Source organism: Halalkalibacterium halodurans, assembly GCF_005671335.1.
GTDB classification, from domain to species: Bacteria; Bacillota; Bacilli; order Bacillales; family Bacillaceae_D; genus Halalkalibacterium; species Halalkalibacterium halodurans.
In genome coordinates, this window is sequence record NZ_CP040441.1 from 2,746,779 (window position 1) to 2,768,062 (window position 21,284).

The window sequence follows — 21,284 nt, forward strand, 5'->3', positions numbered from 1 at the left end:
CGCTTGCCATCCTTTATCCAAACCTTTATGCGAGAAGCACGTTCTTCTCATTTGTCCCCTTTTAAAGAAAGGGAACACAAACAGCCCCCTTATCCTAACGAATGCCGGGATAAGGGGGCTGTTCTTTTATAAAGCTTATAGCTCTTTCACTTCGATTAGTAAATCACCTGTTTGAATCGCATCTCCGTCTTTCACATGCAAGGCAACAACTTCTCCATCAAATGGGGCTTGTACAGTCGTTTCCATCTTCATAGCTTCCGTGATCATGAGATGATCTCCTTGCTTCACTTTGTCACCCTTTTCAACAAGAGCCTTCACAACCGTTCCTGGCATGGACGCTCCGATATGATTAGGATTTGATTTATCGGCCTTTGGACGAGAAATAATGCTCGTCTTCACGCTTTGGTCTTTAATCAACACTTCCCGTGGTTGACCGTTCAATTCAAAGTAAACGATCCGGTTTCCATCATCCTGTGGCTTGGAAAGGGAAATAAATTTTACAATTAATGTTTTCCCTTGTTCGATTTCCACTTCAATTTCCTCACCTGGACGTAAACCATAGAAGAAGGTAGGTGTATCAAGAACCGAGACATCTCCGAATGTTTGACGGAACCGTTCAAATTCCATAAAGACTTTTGGATAAAGAGCATATGATAGAATGTCATGGCTCGTCACTTGACGATCCAACTTGTTATATAGCTCTTCTTTAATCGCCTCAAATTGGATTGGCTCCATATTTTCACCAGGGCGATTCGTAATTGGTTTCCGTCCTTTCAGGATGATTTCCTGCAATTTCTTTGGAAACCCTTGGTACGGTTGACCTAGCTGTCCTTCAAAAAACTCAACAACTGAATCAGGGAAGTCAAGCTTATGACCATTCTCATAAACCTCTTCCTCGGTCAGGTCGTTTTGCACCATGTACAAGGCCATATCACCGACTACTTTAGATGATGGCGTTACTTTGACGACATCTCCAAACATGTCATTCACCGTCCGGTACATTTTCTTCACTTCGTTCCAACGATGACCGAGACCTACTGCTTTCGCTTGCTGCTGTAGGTTACTATACTGTCCACCTGGCATTTCATGCTCGTATACCTCTGTGTGTGGTGCGTTCATACCACTTTCGAATCCAGCATAAAACTTCCGCGTCTCTTCCCAGAATTCAGCTAATTGCTCTAGTGCGGTAATGTTCACATTCGGTTGACGTTCAGAGTCCGCTAGTGCATAGTATAAGCTATTCGCGCTCGGCTGTGATGTGAGACCTGCCATTGAACTTACAGCCACGTCAACGATATCGACGCCCGCTTCAATGGCCCGAGCATACGTAAAGATACCATTACCGCTCGTATCATGTGTATGAAGGTGAACGGGGATCGTCACCGTATCCTTTAATTCTGCCACTAGTTGGTAAGCAGCTTCTGGCTTTAAGAGTCCTGCCATATCTTTAATTCCAAGAATGTGTGCACCTGCTTCTTCTAGTTCTTTCGCTAATTTTTTATAGTACGCCAAATCGTACTTCGGTCTGCTCGAATCTAAAATGTCACCCGTATAACAAATCGTAGCTTCAGCAATTTTATTTGCTTCCCCAACCGCTTCAATGGCTAACTTCATACCTTCAACCCAGTTTAAACTATCGAAGATACGGAACACATCAATCCCAGCATTCGCTGACTTATCGACAAATTCACGGATCAAATTGTCTGGATAATTTTTGTATCCGACTGCGTTGGAGGCGCGAAGCAACATTTGAAACAAAACATTAGGTGCTTTTTTCCTCAAGATTAACAGACGCTCCCACGGATCTTCATGAAGGAAACGCATGGCCACATCAAACGTCGCGCCTCCCCACATTTCCATGGAAAACAAGTTTGGCAGTAGCCTTGCTGTCGGTTCTGCAATTTGTTTTAAATCATAAGTCCGAACGCGCGTTGCTAAGAGCGACTGATGGGCGTCGCGGAACGTCGTATCCGTCAACAGAACATGCTTTTGTTCCTTGACCCACTTCGCCAATCCTTCTGGCCCGTGCTGATCAAGTATTTGCTTCGTTCCGTCTGGTATCGGTTCAGATAGCTTTAACTTTGGAACCGGAGGCTTGTCAAACACCGGTTTTTTCGTTTTTTCAAGCCCAGGATACCCGTTGACAATCGTCTCACCAATAAATGAAAGCATCTTCGTCCCCCGGTCTTTCCGTTTAGGGAACACAAACAGTTCAGGAGTTTGGTCAATAAAGGACGTATTGTATTCACCGGATAAAAACTGGCGATGCTGAACGACATTTTCAAGAAACGCAATGTTTGTTTTAATTCCACGAATTCGGAACTCGCGAAGGTTTCGCAGCATTTTTGCAGCAGCCCCTTCAAACGTCAGCGCCCATGTTGACACTTTTACGAGCAACGAATCATAGTACGGTGTAATAACAGCTCCTTGGAATCCGTTCCCTGCGTCAAGACGTACACCGAATCCACCACCGGAACGATAGGCGTTAATACGGCCAGTGTCAGGCAAAAACCCGTTGCTTGGATCTTCTGTCGTCACGCGAGATTGAATCGCGTATCCATGGCAAACGATCTCTTCCTGCTTCGGAATCCCAAGCCTGTCCCCATGCAAATGCTCTCCGTCAGCAATAAAGAGCTGGGATTGCACGATATCGATTCCTGTAACCATTTCCGTAATCGTATGCTCTACCTGAATCCGTGGGTTCACTTCGATGAAGTAAAAATTTCCTTCTCGGTCAACAAGAAACTCAACCGTACCAGCATTTACATAATTAACGTTTTCTGCTAGCTGAACGGCCGCTTGACAGATGCGCTCACGGACATCTTCAGATAATGATACACTTGGGGCAACTTCCACAACTTTTTGATGGCGCCGTTGGACAGAGCAATCGCGCTCATACAAGTGCAAGGTGTTGCCGTGTTTATCGGCAAGAATTTGTACTTCAATATGTTTTGGGTTTTCGATAAATTTCTCCACATATACTTCGTCGTTCCCAAAAGCAGCTTTCGCTTCTGACTTTGCCCGCTCATATGATTCCTGAACATCATTTTCAGAACGAACGATTCGCATGCCGCGTCCCCCACCACCAAGAGCAGCTTTAATGATGAACGGATAGCCATGCTTGTCCGCAAAAGCTTTCACATCCTCTAGGCTAGAAACGGGACCATCACTTCCAGGAATGACTGGCAAATTGGCCTTAATCGCTTGCTCACGGGCTTGAACTTTATCCCCAAACATGACCAAGTGTTCAAGCTCAGGTCCGATGAAGATAATGCCTTCCTCATGGCAACGTTTCGCGAATTCGATATTTTCAGATAAAAATCCATAACCAGGGTGAATGGCATCCACATCATGACGTTTGGCAATTTCGATAATGCCTTCGATATCGAGATAAGCCTCGATTGGTTTTTTCCCTTCCCCTACTAAGTAAGCTTCATCTGCCTTATAGCGATGGTAAGCGCCTGTGTCCTCTTTTGAGTAAATAGCTACTGTACGAATATGTAACTCCGTACACGCGCGAAAAATACGGATGGCAATTTCGCCTCGGTTTGCAACTAACACTTTCTTTATGTTCTTTAATCCGTCCATGCTTACCTCCTCCACTACTCTCCATACGTTTTTGTCTATTTTACGTGGAAACTCACACAAATTCAAACATTGACTGTTTGAAATGTAGCAAGTCTATCTTTCTTATTATAAAAAAAAACGAAAGAATAGCAAAACTTTTTTTGATTGTTCAAACAAATCTAAATTTTTATAAATTAAAAACGGAAAAAGTCTTGCGGTTTTCTTCTATTTATTAAGGTGACTTGTTTAGTGTTAGAAACCTCGGCGATTACCGAGCCTTTAAAGGGGAGCAGACCGCAGTTGCGCTTATACCTTAACACTTAAATTTGATACTTTTTTAACGTGTAAAACAAAAACCAAGCTAACAAATTAGCTCGGCTTTTGTTATTTACGAACCGTTGCCTCATGTAAATCTGCCAACTTCCGCTCCAACTCGGAAAGAAGCTGTTTTCCCTGTTCCTCATCAATTAGCTCAAGGCGGATGGCAAAATCGATTTCTCTGGAAAGGCCGAACATCTGTGTATCAAGAACCTCTTCGTAAAGAGGGCATTGAGGCATGGTTAAGTTTTCTAACTGTACTTCTATAAGTTTGCGAATTTTTTCCGCATCGGACTTAAGAAGGGCGTAAGCTTTTTCATTATGTCCTGTAACGGTCTCAGCAGACATGTAGTCCCCTCCTAACAAAAGATCTCCTTACGTTTATACTATCTTTTTAATGTCCAAATTGCAATGATTTTCATTTGCTATCTTCCTATAAGGCAGTCTCTATTCAAAAAATACTCCATTCTTCACGGCAAGAGAGCGTTTCTAGTAATTTAATTCCAGCTAGACTATTTCCTTTTTCGTCTAGTGCAGGACTGTAAACGGCAATTCCATACTTATTCGGGACCAATGCAAGTATTGCACCAGATACTCCGCTTTTTGCTGGAATGCCCACACGGATGGCGAATTCCCCTGAGGCATTGTACATTCCACATGTGACCATGAACGTTTTAATGATTCGGGCGACATGAAGAGGAACAATCCGCTGCCCAGTATCAGGGTCTCTCCCTTCATTGGCAAATACATAGCCTATGCGCGCCAAATCGGAGCAACCCATTTCAATCGCACACTGCTTCGTGTATAAATCCAGAAGCTGTTCCACATCCGCTTGAATCACACCATGCTGTTTCAAAAAATAGCTTAATGAACGGTTTAAAAAAGCCGTATCAAATTCAGATTGAGCCACTTCAAGGTTGTACGTAATCGTTGGATTTTTGGTTAGTTCGTGAATAAACGAGAGCAGCCTGCCTAGCGATTGCTCCGTCGTTTCACCGATGATCATATTGGTAACGGCTAACGCACCCGCGTTGATCATCGGGTTTAACGGTTTTGAGGGGACGCTCGTTTCCAGCTTTGAAATCGAATTAAAAGGGTCCCCTGTTGGTTCCATCCCTACTTTGGAAAATACCGCTTCTTCTCCTACATCCAATAAAGCTAACGCTAAGGCAATGACCTTCGATATGCTTTGCAAAGTAAATTTCTCGTCCGCATCTCCAGCTATTACTTGCTCGTCTCCACCGCGATAAATCGCAATGCCTAATGTTGAGACATCAGCTTTTGCTAGCGCTGGAATATAAGAAGCAACGGTACCCTCTTCCGTATATTTTTTGCATTCTAATACAATTTGCTCCAGCGTCTCATCCTGCTTCCACATGGGCTACACTCCTTTTCGTCGTCCTTTTTCTAGGATGACCGAAACGAGCGCAATCCACTAACAAACGTTCATTTTTCAAAGGACGTCACATGACAAAAAGAAAGAAAGCGCTTATACTAAAAGGCGACAGAAAGGAGACCGATTCATGGAAGAGTTTGTATTTTTTATTGAAGGAAACGTGAACCATCCACTAACCATTGACCCAACCGTTTGGATTTTTGACGAACGAAAAGTCGATTTAACCACTTATTTTCAAGAGCTCGCGACGAAAGAAGACGAAATGACAGCTTACAAAAAAGCGATTTCTAAGCAGTGGGATAAGGAAATTACGGAAGGATCTGAGCCTCCTCGTCCTGATACGAATGGGAATGTCATTAGATACGAAAAACAAAAGCTAATCCACGGCTCGTTCGGTATGCCGTTCATGCCGTTTTTAAAAAATTCGGAGCCTGATTCAGATGCAAAAACGGTTACTGTTGTCTGTGCGGACGGAAATGAACATTCTTTTCCAATTGACGAAGCTGCACAGTTTATTTTAGGCTTTGCTAAGAATGGGAGTCCGCTACGCGAGGATGGCCCTGTCCATGTATATTTCGGCGATGGCTCTAATGAATCCACTCCGATCACAAATGTCATTCGATTTAGCGTAAGTTAAAGATATTTTGATCTTATAGAATCGAAAAACGAAAAGCGAATGCCCCTGACCATTTGTGAGATGTCAGGGGTATTCTTCGCTAGAGAAGATCGGCTGCAAGCTGTGCTAGCCCTGAACGTTCCCCTTTCACGAGCTTGACATGGGCGCTGATGGCCTGAGATTTAAATGATTCGACGACATACGTTAGTCCATTGTTCGATTCGTCCAGATAAGGATGGTCAATTTGCGCTGGATCACCCATTAGCACTATTTTACTTCCTTCCCCCACACGGGTTAAAATTGTTTTGACTTCGTGTTTTGTTAAATTTTGCGCTTCATCAATAATTATGAATTGATCTGGTATGCTTCGACCGCGAATGTACGTGAGCGCCTCCACTTGGATCGAACCCATTCCTGCTAAAATTTGATCGATTTCTCCCGGCTTTTTCGTATTGAATAAATATTCAAGATTGTCATAGATCGGCTGCATCCATGGCCGAAGTTTCTCTTCCTTTTCACCAGGTAAAAACCCGATATCTTTTCCTAATGGGACGACGGGCCGAGCGACAACGAGCTTGTTATAATAGCCGAAATCTTCCGTTTGGAGAAGTCCTGCGGCAAGGGAGAGGAGCGTTTTGCCTGTTCCCGCCTTCCCAATCATTGTCACTAATTTAATGTCTTCATGCAGGAGCATTTCTAACGCCATGCGTTGCTGAACATTTCGCGGGCGAATCCCCCACACCTCTTGTAATTCTGAGACGAAGGGCTTAATTTTTTCTCCGTTTGGCGATACTTTTCCAATCGCTGAACTGGAACCTCCAAGCGCATCTTTCATAATAATAAATTGGTGAGGATAAAACGGGTGATTTGACACATCACGAGTAGCAACTTCCCCTTGATCATAATAATGCTTAATGACGTTGGAATCGACGTATAATTCTGCGTAACCGGTATACCCTCGATCGTACTGGATCACTCGATCATTTAGAAAATCTTCAGCCTTAAGCCTAAGAGCATCTGCTTTCACGCGAACAAGAGCATCCTTGCTTACGAGGATCACTTGATTGCCATTCGGTTTGTCCGTTTCTTCGAGGGACAAATTGAGAGCAACTGCGATGATTCGATTATCATTTGTCATCTCAGCAAAGGAATCCTTCACTTTTTCGTATGATTTATGGTTTAGCTCAATGCGAAGCTTACCTCCATTTTCAAGCGGAACTCCTTCATGGAGCTTACCTAACCCCCTCAACTGATCAATTAACTTTGAGAAATGGCGTGCATTCCTGCCAATTTCGTCCATATAGCGTTTTTTTGAATCAACCTCCTCAAGGACCACTGCAGGTATGACCACTTCATTGTCTTGAAAAGCAAAGATGGCATGAGGATCTTGTAACAACACATTCGTATCAAGGACATAAGTTTTTTTCAACGTTCCGCCTCCTGACTGGAGTATCATTTATGACAACTCTATACTAGTAACATATGCATAGGTCTAAGATGTGGTTAGCTGTTAGTACTAGTTGTATGTGCAAAAACAGCAAGTTAGACGAAAGATCTGAAACCAATAGAAAAAGCCCAGTTTTCTTCACTAGGCTTGTTGTAAAGCAGCCATCACTTGACCATCTAACTTGGCTGCTGCTTCTTCATCATACGTTTTGTCATACATTGGTTCACTTACGATTTTTGCACCATAAAACATCACATCACGCACTTCATGAATGTTCATTTCAATGAGTGCTAATTTTAGCGGAACATTGTCCAAGCTTTCCTCCACAATTGTCGCATGACCAGAAATGGAATAGGCTGAGCCATTCCCTACTAATAACAAGGTAACAGCAGGTGTCTTTTTCACATTAGCTACAATTCTCGAACGGTTATCCACCGCCATGCGTACCCGATCATTTGCTGGCGCAAATACCCAGGAGATGGCACGAACAATGGGGGCTCCCGTTTCCCAGTCAACTGTCGAAAGCGTGACAAAGCGTTCTCCTTTCAATAGTGGTAACAGTTCATCGGTTAAACATCGTTCCACTCGGTTCGCCATGACCCAACCTCCTATCGTTTCAGAAACGCTTTTCATTTATACTATACCCATTTTTTTAAGAAGATGAAATAGATTTTGCTGATGCATTTATTTTTTTTGCAAATGCTCGTACAATAGAAAGAGGAGAATTTGAGGTGATAACCGTGCGTGTCAAATGTGTACTATGTGAACGAATTGATTTACTGGACGACGACCTGCCGTTAGCGAAAAAGCTCCGAAATCGTCCGATTCACACGTATATGTGTGACGAATGTAAAGAGCGTATTACGAAAAAAACGAACAAAAACCGAAAACAAACAACCTATGACTGCGAATCATGAGTAAAAGCCTTGGCTATAGCCAAGGCTTTCATAGTTAGAAGTACATTTTTGCCTGGAGGCTACCGACTAGCACCCTCTGCTGTTCTTACGACGTTCCGTTCGATTGCTCCTTCTTCCGATGCTTGTGCAGCCGAAAACGATATGCACCAAGGACGAGACTTGAGATGATCAGGACGAGCGTCATAGGTGCGGAAAAGAAAAATTCCAAAAACCATAAGACGAAACAGCCAATGATAAGGAGGGTATAAACGATCACCGTTTTTAGGGGTGATAGCTTTCGTGCAAACCCTAAGTTAAACACGAGGATCGCTAGCACGATGATCAACAAATACCCTAAGAACCCAAACCACGGATTCTCCACTGTCGCCCGCATCATCCACGACATTGTTTCCAAGTCTGCTTCCGTAATTCCTCTGTTTTCTGCCATTAAGCGTCAACCTTTCTTCCCCTACGATTGATTTTGAGCTGCCAACTTCCGTCTCTTTTCAGCTCGCTCCCGCTCCGTTTTTACTAAAATCTTCTTGCGAAGGCGGATCGCTTCAGGAGTGATTTCACAATACTCATCGTCATTCAAATATTCCAAAGCTTCCTCAAGCGTCATAATACGCGGCTTTTTCATTGTCACTGTATGTTCTTTTGTAGCCGAACGAACGTTAGTTTGCTGTTTCATTTTCGTAATATTAACGGTAAGGTCGTTCTCACGCGTATGTTCACCAACAATCATTCCTTCATAAATGTCAGTCCCAGGCTCAACAAAAATCGTCCCCCGGTCCTCCACTTGAATGATGCCATACTGGGTCGCTTTTCCTGTCTCCATTGACACGAGAACCCCTTGTCTTCGTCCACCTACTTGACCTGGGGTCACAGGCTGATAACTGTCAAAAGAGTGGTTAATAATCCCATACCCACGCGTTTGCGATAAAAATTCAGTCGTATACCCGATTAACCCACGTGCGGGAACCATGAATTCAAGCCGAACTTGACCAGAGCCCGTGTTTGTCATGTTCAGCATTTCCCCTTTTCGCTCCCCAAGAGATTCCATGACCGCTCCAGTGTATTCCTCAGGCACATCAATCTGCACCCGTTCAACAGGCTCGCATTGGACACCATCGATTTCACGGATAATGACTTCCGGCTTTGATACTTGAAGCTCATAGCCTTCACGGCGCATATTTTCGATAAGTATCGAAAGGTGAAGCTCACCGCGACCTGAAACAACCCACATATCTGGAGAATCTGTGTTTTCTACTCGGAGACTTACATCCGTTTCCAGCTCAGCTCGGAGACGTTCTTCAAGCTTACGGCTCGTCACATGTTTCCCTTCCCTCCCAGCAAACGGACTGTTGTTCACAAGGAATGTCATTTGCAACGTCGGCTCATCAATACGTAAAATTGGGAGCGGGTCTTGATGATCGACAGGGCAGACAGTTTCACCTACGTTGATCTCTTCCATCCCTGAAACAGCGATAAGGTCCCCTGCCTTCGCTTCTTCAATTTCAATACGTTTTAAGCCGATAAATCCAAACATTTTTGTTACCCGGAATTGTTTCACTGAGCCGTCCAGCTTCATTAAAGCGACCTGCTCGCCAACTTTGATCGCACCACGGAATACGCGCCCAATTCCAATACGACCTAAGTAATCGTTGTAATCTAGCATCGTCACTTGGAATTGCAATGGTTCCTCACTGTTATCTACTGGTGCTGGGATGTTGTCAATGATCGCCTTAAATAAACTCGTCATATCCTCATCCTGCTTCTCGGCAGTTGTGCTTGCAGTCCCATTAATAGCCGAGGCATAAATGACTGGGAAATCAAGCTGATCTTCATCCGCACCGAGATCGATAAATAAATCAAGTACTTCGTCAACAACCTCTGCAGGTCGCGCGAAATCTCGATCAATTTTATTGACGACGACTAAAGGGGTAAGCTTTTGCTCCAATGCTTTCTTTAAGACAAAGCGCGTTTGTGGCATACAGCCTTCATAAGCATCAACAACTAGAAGAACGCCATCCACCATTTTCATGATTCGTTCTACTTCACCGCCAAAATCCGCATGTCCAGGAGTATCCAATATATTAATACGCACATCATTGTAATTAATCGCCGTATTTTTCGCTAGTATCGTAATACCACGTTCCTTTTCAAGTGCGTTCGAGTCCATCGCTCGTTCATCCACTTGTTCGTTTTCTCGGAACGTTCCTGATTGTTTTAGCAATTGGTCAACCAATGTCGTTTTTCCATGGTCAACGTGGGCGATGATCGCAATGTTGCGTAAATCGTTACGTACGGTCATGTTCTTCTCTCCTCGTAAAATGGTCATTAACTGTCTCATTATAACATAGTGTTATCCTTTTCGCTTTTTATTCAAAAATCAACAGCAATCTTTAACGTTTTTGTCACATTGACAGGCTTTATTCTCCTGAGAAAAAAAGGTACACTATGGGTAGTGATTGTCGGTATTTTTTGGGGGGATGCTTCATGAAAAAGGAAAATGTACTGTTTTTATTACTTGCCATTATTACAGTTATCGGCATTATGGCCATCGGGATCGCCATCGCAGAGCGGAGCATCCTCATTGCCATCCTAGCGTTTGTAAGTATTTTTGTTGCGACAGGATTAGGATTTACGTTACGCAAAAAGCTTCGAGAATCAGAGGATATGTAAAAAGAGGCTGGGACAAAACCCGGTAAATAAAAAATAGAGAGGCACTCATCCCAATAAGTTTGGGTGGGTGTCTCTCTTTCCTTTTTATGCTCTGCTAAACTTTGTTGTTGATTTTCGCTACAGGATGCTCGCTTGCCTCGGGCATTGCCTCAGCTTCCTCGGGAAAACCGCCCTGCGGGATCTTCGCCGAATGCTTTTCCCGAAGGCGTCTCGCTCCTTTCGCTACAATCAACTAATTTGTTGAAACCTAAAGGACACCTTCTGGTAAAATTAAAGTAACCACACAATAACTTACCGGGGGTGTCCTTATGTTTAAATATTATAACATGGATCAAGTGATTTTGCCGTTAGATTTAGAAGTAAAGCTTCAGGAAAAGGATATTGCCTACACTGTAAATGAACTCGTGGAACAGATTCCTGATGAAGCCTTCGCCAGTTTTTTGCGTGACACGGGCAGCCCTGCTTACCATCCACGAATGATGATGAAAGTGATTTTATGTGCTTACACACAATCTGTTTTCTCCGGAAGAAAAATGGAAGCATTACTCAAGGATAGTATTCGTATGATGTGGCTGGCTCAAGGATACGAACCGAGTTACCGTACCATCAATCGCTTTCGTGTCCACGAAGACGTAAAAGAACTACTACGTCAGTGCTTCGTCCAATTTCGTTGCCAGCTTGTGCAGGAAAAATTGATAGAGGAAGAAGCTATCTTTATTGACGGGACGAAGATCGAAGCGAACGCCAATAAATTTACGTTTGTTTGGCGCAAAGCGACGGAAAAATACAGTGCAGCTTTGGTGGAGAAATCCAATCAAATGTATGATGAATTGCTGGAAAAGGAAATTATTCCGGTAATAGAACGGGAAGATCAGGAAGAACTATCTCCTAAAGAACTCCACGAGGTCGTGCAAAAGCTTGACGAGAAAGTGGAGGAATTTGATAAAAAAATTAAAGAAAGTGCAGAAGTAGAGGAACGTAAACAACTACGTTCGGAACGCAAAAGATCGAAACAGTACCTCAAACAGTTCAAAGATTTTTTGGCCCGCAAACAAAAATACCAAAACGACATGTCCATATTCGGAGAGCGTAACAGTTATTCCAAGACGGATCCGGATGCCACTTTTATGCGAATGAAAGATGATTACATGAAGAACGGCCAGCTAAAAGCAGGATATAATGTGCAAATTGCGACAGAAGGGCAATATACGCTTGCATTTGATGTCTTCGCAAATCCAACAGATACACGCACGCTTATTCCTTTTCTGGATAAGATTGAGGAACACTTCTTTAAGCTGCCCCAGTACATTGTCGCTGATGCAGGGTATGGTAGTGAACAGAATTATGAAGATGTAATGAATCGGGAGTGCACTCCACTTATCACGTATAATATGTACCGTAAGGAGAAGAAAAAAAGATATAAAAATAACGACTTTCACTCTGCCAATTGGGAATATGACGAGGAAACAGATTCTTTTACATGTCCAAACGGGCAAAAGTTGACGTTCCGTTACCTATCGAATCGGAAAGATAAAAGTGGTTTTACACGAGCATTTAAAGTCTACGAGTGTGAGGATTGTTCAGGTTGCCCATTCCGTTCCCAATGCACCAAGGCTAAAGAAGGCCATAATCGAAAAATACACTACAATGAAAAATGGGAACAGCAAAAGGAATCCATCAGACAAAAGCTTTCAGAAGAGAAAACGGGCGAAATCTACGGTAAACGTAAGATTGATGTGGAACCAGTCTTCGGATTTTTGAAGGCTAATTTGGGTTTCACTCGTATGTCAGTGAGAGGAAAAGAGAAGGTAAAAAATGAATTAGGTTTTGCATTCATGGCGGTGAACTTGAGAAAGTACACCGCCATGAGCAGTTAATAGGACAACAGATGACCAAAAATACAACTAAAAAGGGTCCAAACATCTTATTTTGATGGTCGGCCCTTTCTACAATTACTTCTTAGTTAGATTTGTCCCAGCCTCTTTTTTTTAAGATGACGACTTCCTTCTTAACTCTAAGCCCAGCTTCTCTTCAAGTGGACGAATGATCGCTGAAACATCTTCGTGGCCATACTGTTCCTTCGCGGCTCTCACCCGTTCTTCTCCTTTTTCTACCATTTCAAGAGGGATTCCGAGCTGCTCTCCTAATTTAAGGGCCAACCCTATATCTTTATGGAGCAGATTAATGGAAAACCGCGGGTCAAATGCACGATCTAAAATCGCATCAACAGACCATTCCATACTTTTTGAAAATCCTGCACTGCGCTTAATGATCTCATATGCAATGGCTGGATCAACGCCTGCCTTCTCCACAAATAGATAACATTCTCCCAGAACAGCCTGATGGACGCCAATCACCATGTTGTTGGCAAGCTTCACCACCGTGCCACTTCCGATAGGGCCAACATGGACGATATAGTCACCGTAAGCGCCCAGCACTTCCTTACTACGCTCAAACGAATCAGCTTCGCCACCGCACATAATTGTCAGCGTTCCAGCCTTAGCCCCCATCGGACCTCCACTAACTGGGGCATCAAGGAATGCGCCACCTTTTTCTTTAATTTGCTCGGCAACTCGTACGTTTGTTTCTCGGTCAACGGTCGAATGGTCAATCAAGATTTTCCCTTGAGACAGCCCTGCAATGAGCCCGTCCTCCCCTTCATAGACGTCGATGACCGTCTCAGGAAGGGGTAAGCACGTCATAACAATATCAGCAGTCTCCATTAATTCCTTGTAGGACTCTACTTCTATCGCTCCATATTGGATCGCTTCTTCAATCGGACCACGGCTTCGACTTTTCACATACGTTTCAAACCCTTTGTCCACAAGGTGTTTCGTCATTGGTAATCCCATCGTCCCTAAGCCCACAAATCCAACCTTTTGACTCACGTTTATTCCCCCTTAATATACTGATCCACAATGGCACTATGTAAGGATGAATTCGCAGCTAACAAAGTGCTCGGCTCTAATAACGAGAGCTCCTCCCCTTGAAGAGTGGTTATCGTCCCCCCAACTTCTGCTAATAGCACTTTACCGGCCGCATAATCCCATGGTGACAGCTTAAGGCTCACATATCCGTCCAATCGACCAGCGGCTACATACGCCAATTCCAATGCGGCTGAACCGAACGAGCGAACACCCCGCACATCCCTGACAAGACGTTCCAGTTCACCTCTGAAAGGTGCCCTCTGTTCGACAAGCCATCGGGCATTAACTCCAACGACGCTCTCGTTCACCGAGCTAGTTGTGATCGTTTTCAATTTTGTATCACGAACGTAGGCCCCTTCTCCTTGGACGGCATAAAACATTTCATCGTTCATAACATCGTAAATAATTCCGACCTTACCAACTCCGTCATGAAAGACTCCGACTGAGATCGCAAAATGATATTGGGAATGAACAAAGTTCATCGTTCCATCTATCGGATCAATAATCCACACTGTCCCATCTAGACGATCTAACTTCTCCGCTGTCCCCTCTTCCCCTAAAAAATGATGTTTTGGAAAGTGTGAGGTAACCTTTTCGTAAAAAAACCGCTCCGTAGACCGATCCACATCCGTTACTAAGTCATCTGGATTGGACTTCGCTTCCACGTTAAACGTCCCTTCCAATGCTTGTTTAATATGTTGAGCTGCTTCAACAACCCACGCCTTTGCAATCTCTCCAATATCTATCCATTTGTTTTCACGCGTCATGTACCGTTCCCTCCAAGCTCACTATGAAAAGTTAGTTCCATTATGACACAAACGAGCGAAAAAATTAAAGTGCATGCACTTTAATGAGGATATCTAACATACAAGAAAAACTAAGTTGGTGCCGAGCCCAAGGTATTAATAGCAGAAACGGCGGTTTTCTTTTACTTTTATGAAGTGAAACTTTATGAAAGTGAAAACGAAAAAAGCGCAAAATCAATTTGCGCTTTTTCCTAACCTATTTGTTATGCTTCCAGCTGTAACAGTTCAAGTCGAAGCTTTTCAAGGCGACGTTTTGTTTTTCTCATCGCATTAATGTCTTCGGCAAGCATGGCGTCATGTAATGTCATAAGCTCGTAATCAATCTCAAGGCGCAAGACAGGAATTCTCTTTTCTCCGTCTCTTCGTTTAAACGTTTGAATGACCTGTTCCATGATCGTCACACTCCTTCACAAGAGGATGTCAAAAGGTAGGGTTAACCTTTTCATGCACGTTTCGCGACAGAAGCAACTACTAAAACAGGAATATTTGACAAAAAATTCAGATAGTTTTCTTTACTCTATCTTATGAAAAAAACTAAGAAAATGCAACCTTTTTGCTTTTTTTTCTTAGGAATTAATCGCAAAGTCACAATAAGCATATGATTGTGTGAAAAACGCCCCTCTGTGGTACCCTATTTGTACACATGGTCTTTTTTGAAAGGAGTTTTTCGATTATGAGTATACCTGGATTCGTACAAGCTGATTTTGATGTCTTTACAATCGATGGGCTTGAACCTCGAATGGAAAAAATAAAAAATCAAATCCGCCCTAAGTTGGAAGCTTTTGGGACTGAACTGGTCCCTACGCTTTCGAGCTTAACCGGAGATGAAATGTTCGTTCATACAGCCAAACATGCGCGCAGAACGGTAAACCCTCCGAATGACACTTGGGCCGCTTTTGCAAACAGTAAGCGAGGCTACAAAAAGCTTCCTCATTTTCAAGTAGGCTTGTGGGAAAGCCACCTTTTTGTATGGTTCGCTATCATTTACGAATCTCCTGTGAAAGGTGCATTTGCGGAAGAGCTTCTAAAAGCTCCTACCGCGATTCGAGAGAACATTCCCGATTCGTTCAAATGGTCTGTGGACCATACAAAACCTGACACCATTTCCGAAAGCGAACTATCCGATGACGCTTTTACAAAAATGGTTGAGCGACTTCGTGATGTGAAAAAAGCAGAGCTGTTGTGCGGCATTACCCTTGATCGTAAAGATCCACTTGTTCAAGATGGAGACAAGCTTTTGCACACAATTGAAGATACCTTTAAAACGTTAGTTCCATTATATCAACTTGCACAACAGTCAACGGTTCAAATGTAAAAAAGAGAAAGGCACGTGCCTTTCTCTTTTTTACATTTGAATATGCTCTTCCATTTCTTCTCGCGCTTTTTTTATCGTTTGGTAGCAGGACACATCGTTTTCCTGCTCATATGCGCGGAACAATTGTTTCTCTTCACTTTTGGAGGGAACGATTTCTTTAAACCTACGATATTTACCGAGTAAATCCTCTCGGGCAATCCCTTGATCGTATGCTTGTTCGATCGCTTGGAAAAAGTGAACCACATCGATCACTTCCTCGGTTGACCAATCAAGCGATATTGGCAACGTTGTTTTCATGATTCATTTGTCATCCTTTCATTCAGATAGTTCCCAACGTTTTCGAACATCAACGGCTTCCTCAATCATCCGAGTAAACAACTGCTGGACCGTAGGAACGTCACGGATCCTTCCCATGACCTGCCCGGCCCAACCGAATCCTTTATCCTCCTGTCCATCATAGATAAAGTTTTTGTTCGCCTCCCCGCTAATATACTCTTTGAGTGCGTCATAGGAAGGATTCGTTTGTTCAATTGTTAAAATATGCTCCGTCCAATCATTTCGGATCACCCGAGCAGGGCTCCCGAGCGAACGCTTAATGACGACCGTATCCAGTTCACTTCCTTGGACGAGCCTTTCTTTATACTTAGCATGAGCGTGTATACACTCGACTGTGGCAATAAAGCGCGTCCCCATTTCAATTCCTTCAGCACCAAGAGCATGAGCAGCCATCCATGCCCTTCCATCACCGATACCACCAGAAGCAATGACAGGAATCGAAACAGCGTCCACGACTTGCGGGACAAGTACCATCGTTCCGACATCATCACGTCCTAGGTGACCCCCTCCTTCGTGGCCGACTACCATCACGGCATCCGCCCCAAGCTCTTCCGCTTTTACCGCTTGTCTTCGTGATGCAACCAACACAAGCTTTCGGATCGATGTATGTTCCAACATGGTTAAAATGGGAGCTGGGTTCCCCCCTGTCATTGATACGACTGGAACGTCTTCCTCGATGGCAACCTGCACCATATCTTCAAATGGCCGTCCATGTTGACCGATCGCAAAGTTCACACCGAATGGATGCTCTGTTTTCTCTCGCACTCGTTCGATTTCTTTGCGCAATTGCTCAGGACCTTGTAACGACATGGCCGTAATTTGACCGAGTCCCCCAGCATTTGACACGGCAGCAGCAAGCTCAGAATAAGCTAAATAAGCTAAGCCTCCTTGAATGATTGGGTATTGTATGTTTAGTAAACTCGTGACTCTTGTTTCCCACACAGTAAATCCCTCCTTGATTTCCCCCTTATGGCTCATTTTACCACACAAAAAGTTTTCCTAGAGTTTCTTCTTCATTCCTCCACTAGGCATACGGGCTTGAATTTGTTATACTCATTCTTGTTTTGTAAAATCACGTAAAGTTTATCAGCTAAAGAGGTGACTGAGTTGTCTCGTCAAGAACAGACCCCCCTCTTCTCGGGAGTCGTTGCTCACGCTAAACATAACCCTGTACAATTTCATATTCCCGGTCATAAAAAAGGAGCTGGTATGGACCCAGCGTTCCGTTCATTTATCGGTGACAATGCTCTGTCGATCGATTTAATCAATATAGGCCCGCTTGACGATCTACATCACCCCCATGGGATCATTAAAGAAGCACAAGAGTTAGCCGCCGAAGCATTTGGGGCAGATCATACGTTTTTTTCTGTCCAAGGGACAAGCGGTGCCATCATGACGATGATTATGTCCGTTGTCGGGCCTGGTGAAAAGATCATCGTGCCACGAAATGTTCACAAGTCGATCATGTCTGCGATCGTTTTTTCAGGAGCGACACCTGTGTTCATCCATCCAGAAATCGATCCCCTTCTAGGGATTTCCCATGGAATCACGATTGAAGCGGTGGAAAAGGCGCTTGACGCTCACCCTGATGCCAAAGGACTTCTTGTTATTAACCCGACATACTTTGGCATTGCTGCAAACTTAAAAAAAATTGTAGAGCTTTGCCATAGCAGGGACGTTCCTGTTCTTGTCGATGAAGCGCATGGGGTACACATTCATTTCCATGAAGCCCTTCCCTTATCGGCAATGCAGGCCGGAGCTGATATGGCGGCAACGAGTGTTCATAAGCTTGGAGGTTCCTTGACACAGAGCTCCATTTTAAATGTTCGCGAAGGCCTCGTCTCTGCGAAGCGTGTGCAAACGATTATAAGTATGCTAACAACAACCTCCACGTCCTATTTGCTCCTCGCCTCCCTTGATGCGGCGAGAAAGCATTTAGCGACAAACGGTAGAGATCTTATTGGCTATACCATTCAGTTGGCTGATCAGGCAAGAGATCAAATTAACGCCATTGATGGCTTGTACTGTGTCGGCAAGGAGATTCTTGGAACGATTGCTACCTATGATTACGATCCAACGAAACTGATCATTTCTGTGAAGAATCTTGGAATTACTGGCTACGATGCAGAAGTATGGTTAAGGGAACATTATCAGATCGAGGTTGAGCTGTCAGATCTATATAATATTCTTTGCATCGTTTCATTTGGTGACACTGAGCGGGAGATGGATCTGCTTGTCAAAGCTCTCTCTGAGCTGGCTGACCTGCACAAACATGGGATTTGTGAACGGAGTCCAGTCTCTGTCTACGTTCCAAATATCCCTACACTCGCCATGTCTCCGCGAGATGCCTTTTATGCTGAAACTGAGGTCGTTCCATTCGAAGATTCTGTCGGACGTACCATTGCAGAATTTATTATGGTTTACCCCCCAGGAATTCCAATCCTAATTCCTGGTGAAATTATAACCGAAAGCAATCTCGCCTACATTCGTGAAAACAACCGTGCCGGTCTTCCTGTGCAAGGTCCAGAAGACGACACCTTTCGAACGTTGCGTGTCATAAAAGAGCACGAAGCCATCCGTTAATATTTAACATAAAAAAAGACTCATCTCCCCCATAGATGAGTCTTTTTTAGTTATCTCTCGTTTTTTGTTTCTTTTTTATCATTACAACTAGGGCACTTCGCATATAATGTTGTGACTTTTTCAACTTCAAAATGTTCAATGGTCTGGTTGCAGGTCTGACACACGATTGTTCCCATATACTCATCCCCTTTTCAATAGTTGAAAACGCTTAACATTTGATTTATTTACATAATAGTATATATCATTTATCTCGTCAAGACTAAATTGTATGTCATATTTAAATCCATTATATCACACTAAAAAAACCAACCGCTTCACTAATGATGCTGGTTGGTTCAAAACATGGTTTCGTATTTGATATGCTGATTCTCAATAAAACGACTAACCTCCCTCACAAAGATGAGATCTTCTTCTGTCACCTTATAGCGACTGGCCTGGACGACAATCACCAACTGACCAATTAAATGATGGCCGTTATAAAATGGAGAAATAATCGTTTGATCTTGACTTGTAAAGAAGCATTGAAGCTTTCCTCGAATAGCAACGACGCTAAGAAGGGATTCACCGAATCTCACTTGATCAGTGAACGGGACTCCCCCTTCAGACACTATTTTATGAAAAGCGTTAGCGGACGTTAAAAAAATCGCCGCACATAAATCATCAAGTGGATCGGTAAGTACTTGAACAATTCCTGCATAGAAATCAGTTAATGTCGACGCTGAATCAGGAACGCAGCCTATTTGCAATCTCAATTCATCCAATATTTGTGATTTATCCATGAATTGTGTAATACCTCCATTCCCCTTCTATGATACCATAAAATAGACTAAAAACGGATGACGACTTTACACGAATACTGTCGAATACAACTGTAAAACAACTTGTTTAATTGACAGCCAATGGCCTTACCTCGTCTATAAGTTTATCCGAAGTCTTTCTCGCTTCTGTAGATATTTTTTCCCATATTTTAATCGATAAACTTCGTCCCCCACTTTTCTTCAAATACTCAATACATCTATTATTCATACTATATTGGCTTAAACAGCCAAGCCTTAATGGTTGAAACGTCGTTTTCTTCTCCGTTTCATCTCCTTTAATAGCAAGAAAACTAAAAAAAAACGAAAGTCGTCATTAGACTCTCGTTTCTTCTTATATCACGGCCAAATTTTTTGCAAGACTTCTTTTGTTTCTTCAAGGGTTAACGGTTTCCAGAATAGCTCACCGTAAATGAGTAGATCTTGGTGTAAATGAAGATCGTCATCTAAATTTCCATTCACCGCACTGCTTGTCCCAGAATTTCCAACATAACCGATGACCGTTTCTGCATTGACGCGATCACCTACCTGAAGATCTTCTGGAATTCCACTTAAATGGGCAAACCGATTCATGACACCATTTGGATATTGTACCCACACTTGTTGACCGCGAAGACGATCAAAGATATATTCTGGTGTTTCACCTAACTCCGCTGTTAGGGCTAAATCAGCATTTCGCACCTCTGGTGATTCATAGTCTTCGAAATCATGATCTGCTCGTACGACAATTCCTTCAGCCATGGCGTATACCGGGGTTTCTCGTGAAATGTTCCCACCAGTGGCAAAATCATACCAGTCAATGCCTTCATGAAAGCCATTTCGATACTCGCGAGGTGCTCCAGGTAAATGACTATCAATTGTGCTCACTTGCGCCCCTTGAATCGGTCGCTCTAAAAATGACAAATAGTCAACCATCGTGTCAACATCCCACTCATCAAAATCAAACCCTTCTGGCGGTCCACCAACTCGTTCGGCAGGTCCAAACCATTGGAACGCCACTTCTTTTTCTTGGAACGTTACTTCAAGTCCTAAGCCTACCTCTAAAAAGGCGACCGGTAAATAAAGCTCCCCTTCTTCTTCAATTAGATAGATTTCATCAGTAGCTAAGTATTCACCATTTCGTTCAAGTACAGTTACACCATCAATCAACCTATATTGATCCTCATGTATCGTCATTTCCAACGTGCGATGAAGCTCATCGAAAGTTAACTCCCCATCAAGGGTCTGAATAAGCTCGTCCACTGAAACCTTCGCATCATCCTCGCCTACTGTATAAGAGATTGTTCTCATATTTTCTTCTTGTTCGTTTTCAACTGCCTCCTGTTGTGGTTCGGATGGTTGTGGTTCATTGGCAGAGCCATTGCTTTGGCAAGCGCTAAGCACGACTCCCATAGCAAATAAAGAGCAACATAAGTGTCTTTTCTTCACGTTCATGTCCCTTTCTGTTATACTTTTATTTTGTGCATGGGTGCATTTTAACGTATTCGACTTTTTGTGACAAGGCACAAAGGTAGGAAATCATGGCAAGCTCTCATTCACAAAGACTATTTCTAGCATTTGCTTAAAGACAATTACAT

At 43.3% G+C, this 21,284-nt stretch carries 21 protein-coding genes; 6 read left to right on the forward strand and 15 right to left on the reverse strand.

Annotated features, from left to right (window positions below):
- Positions 1 to 135 precede the first annotated feature (135 nt).
- The 3 genes from pyc to glsA form a co-directional block, all read right to left on the reverse strand.
- Entirely contained in the window at positions 136 to 3,588 is a 3,453-nt protein-coding gene (gene pyc / locus FED51_RS13275) for a pyruvate carboxylase (RefSeq protein WP_053430870.1), read from the reverse strand.
- Positions 3,589 to 3,951: 363 nt separating this feature from the next.
- Positions 3,952 to 4,233 (reverse strand): Fpa/YlaN family protein, encoded by a 282-nt coding sequence (locus FED51_RS13280; protein WP_010898777.1) that lies wholly within the window; start codon positions 4,231 to 4,233, stop codon positions 3,952 to 3,954.
- A 103-nt stretch (positions 4,234 to 4,336) separates the two neighbouring features.
- Entirely contained in the window at positions 4,337 to 5,263 is a 927-nt protein-coding gene (gene glsA, locus FED51_RS13285) for a glutaminase A (protein WP_053430869.1), read from the reverse strand.
- A gap of 145 nt (positions 5,264 to 5,408) precedes the next feature.
- On the opposite strand from glsA, the gene FED51_RS13290 reads away from it, so the two are divergent.
- On the forward strand, positions 5,409 to 5,918 hold the full coding sequence (locus FED51_RS13290) for a hypothetical protein (protein WP_053430868.1): 510 nt from the start codon (positions 5,409 to 5,411) through the stop codon (positions 5,916 to 5,918).
- 79 nt (positions 5,919 to 5,997) lie between these two features.
- On the opposite strand, the gene FED51_RS13295 is transcribed toward FED51_RS13290, so the two are convergent.
- Together FED51_RS13295 and FED51_RS13300 are read right to left on the reverse strand one after the other, a co-directional pair.
- On the reverse strand, positions 5,998 to 7,326 hold the full coding sequence (locus tag FED51_RS13295; protein ID WP_175414329.1) for a PhoH family protein: 1,329 nt from the start codon (positions 7,324 to 7,326) through the stop codon (positions 5,998 to 6,000).
- Between the two features lie 159 nt (positions 7,327 to 7,485).
- Entirely contained in the window at positions 7,486 to 7,941 is a 456-nt protein-coding gene (locus FED51_RS13300) for a pyridoxamine 5'-phosphate oxidase family protein (RefSeq protein WP_010898781.1), read from the reverse strand.
- Between the two features lie 143 nt (positions 7,942 to 8,084).
- Between FED51_RS13300 and FED51_RS13305 the strand changes: the two genes are divergently transcribed.
- A complete protein-coding gene (locus FED51_RS13305; RefSeq protein ID WP_083445615.1) occupies positions 8,085 to 8,261 on the forward strand; it encodes a YlaI family protein in 177 nt (58 codons plus the stop codon).
- Between the two features lie 85 nt (positions 8,262 to 8,346).
- On the opposite strand, the gene FED51_RS13310 is transcribed toward FED51_RS13305, so the two are convergent.
- Positions 8,347 to 8,688 carry a YlaH-like family protein gene (locus FED51_RS13310; RefSeq protein ID WP_053430866.1) on the reverse strand — a complete coding sequence of 114 codons (342 nt, stop codon included), beginning with the start codon at positions 8,686 to 8,688 and terminating at the stop codon, positions 8,347 to 8,349.
- Between the two features lie 21 nt (positions 8,689 to 8,709).
- On the reverse strand, positions 8,710 to 10,554 hold the full coding sequence (typA, locus tag FED51_RS13315; protein ID WP_010898783.1) for a translational GTPase TypA: 1,845 nt from the start codon (positions 10,552 to 10,554) through the stop codon (positions 8,710 to 8,712).
- Positions 10,555 to 10,739: 185 nt separating this feature from the next.
- Between typA and FED51_RS13320 the strand changes: the two genes are divergently transcribed.
- Positions 10,740 to 10,925 carry a DUF5325 family protein gene (locus FED51_RS13320; RefSeq protein WP_010898784.1) on the forward strand — a complete coding sequence of 62 codons (186 nt, stop codon included), beginning with the start codon at positions 10,740 to 10,742 and terminating at the stop codon, positions 10,923 to 10,925.
- Positions 10,926 to 11,233: 308 nt separating this feature from the next.
- On the forward strand, positions 11,234 to 12,802 hold the full coding sequence (locus tag FED51_RS13325) for an IS1182 family transposase (protein ID WP_138090578.1): 1,569 nt from the start codon (positions 11,234 to 11,236) through the stop codon (positions 12,800 to 12,802).
- A 111-nt stretch (positions 12,803 to 12,913) separates the two neighbouring features.
- Here FED51_RS13325 and FED51_RS13330 read toward each other — a convergent pair whose 3' ends face one another.
- The 3 genes from FED51_RS13330 to FED51_RS13340 form a co-directional block, all read right to left on the reverse strand.
- Complete coding sequence (locus FED51_RS13330) at positions 12,914 to 13,813, reverse strand: NAD(P)-dependent oxidoreductase (RefSeq protein ID WP_010898785.1); 900 nt, start codon at positions 13,811 to 13,813, stop codon at positions 12,914 to 12,916.
- A 2-nt stretch (positions 13,814 to 13,815) separates the two neighbouring features.
- Complete coding sequence (locus FED51_RS13335; protein WP_134229130.1) at positions 13,816 to 14,619, reverse strand: inositol monophosphatase family protein; 804 nt, start codon at positions 14,617 to 14,619, stop codon at positions 13,816 to 13,818.
- A gap of 242 nt (positions 14,620 to 14,861) precedes the next feature.
- A complete protein-coding gene (locus tag FED51_RS13340; protein ID WP_010898787.1) occupies positions 14,862 to 15,050 on the reverse strand; it encodes a hypothetical protein in 189 nt (62 codons plus the stop codon).
- A 281-nt stretch (positions 15,051 to 15,331) separates the two neighbouring features.
- Here FED51_RS13340 and FED51_RS13345 point away from each other — a divergent pair, with 281 nt between their 5' ends.
- On the forward strand, positions 15,332 to 15,973 hold the full coding sequence (locus FED51_RS13345; RefSeq protein WP_053430863.1) for a YktB family protein: 642 nt from the start codon (positions 15,332 to 15,334) through the stop codon (positions 15,971 to 15,973).
- A gap of 30 nt (positions 15,974 to 16,003) precedes the next feature.
- Here the strand turns inward: FED51_RS13345 and FED51_RS13350 are convergent, their stop codons facing one another.
- Both FED51_RS13350 and FED51_RS13355 read right to left on the reverse strand, forming a co-directional pair.
- On the reverse strand, positions 16,004 to 16,270 hold the full coding sequence (locus FED51_RS13350) for a UPF0223 family protein (protein WP_010898789.1): 267 nt from the start codon (positions 16,268 to 16,270) through the stop codon (positions 16,004 to 16,006).
- An 18-nt stretch (positions 16,271 to 16,288) separates the two neighbouring features.
- Positions 16,289 to 17,287, reverse strand: a complete 999-nt coding sequence (locus FED51_RS13355; protein WP_053431952.1) for an NAD(P)H-dependent flavin oxidoreductase — start codon at positions 17,285 to 17,287, stop codon at positions 16,289 to 16,291.
- 129 nt (positions 17,288 to 17,416) lie between these two features.
- Here FED51_RS13355 and FED51_RS13360 point away from each other — a divergent pair, with 129 nt between their 5' ends.
- Entirely contained in the window at positions 17,417 to 18,892 is a 1,476-nt protein-coding gene (locus FED51_RS13360) for an aminotransferase class I/II-fold pyridoxal phosphate-dependent enzyme (RefSeq protein WP_010898791.1), read from the forward strand.
- Positions 18,893 to 18,942: 50 nt separating this feature from the next.
- Here FED51_RS13360 and FED51_RS13365 read toward each other — a convergent pair whose 3' ends face one another.
- The 3 genes from FED51_RS13365 to FED51_RS13375 form a co-directional block, all read right to left on the reverse strand.
- Entirely contained in the window at positions 18,943 to 19,068 is a 126-nt protein-coding gene (locus FED51_RS13365; RefSeq protein WP_083445502.1) for a GapA-binding peptide SR1P, read from the reverse strand.
- 159 nt (positions 19,069 to 19,227) lie between these two features.
- A complete protein-coding gene (locus FED51_RS13370; protein ID WP_053430862.1) occupies positions 19,228 to 19,671 on the reverse strand; it encodes a hypothetical protein in 444 nt (147 codons plus the stop codon).
- A 375-nt stretch (positions 19,672 to 20,046) separates the two neighbouring features.
- Positions 20,047 to 21,135: a M23 family metallopeptidase gene (locus tag FED51_RS13375; protein WP_053430861.1), complete on the reverse strand. Its 1,089-nt coding sequence runs from the start codon at positions 21,133 to 21,135 to the stop codon at positions 20,047 to 20,049.
- Between the last annotated feature and the right edge of the window lie 149 nt (positions 21,136 to 21,284).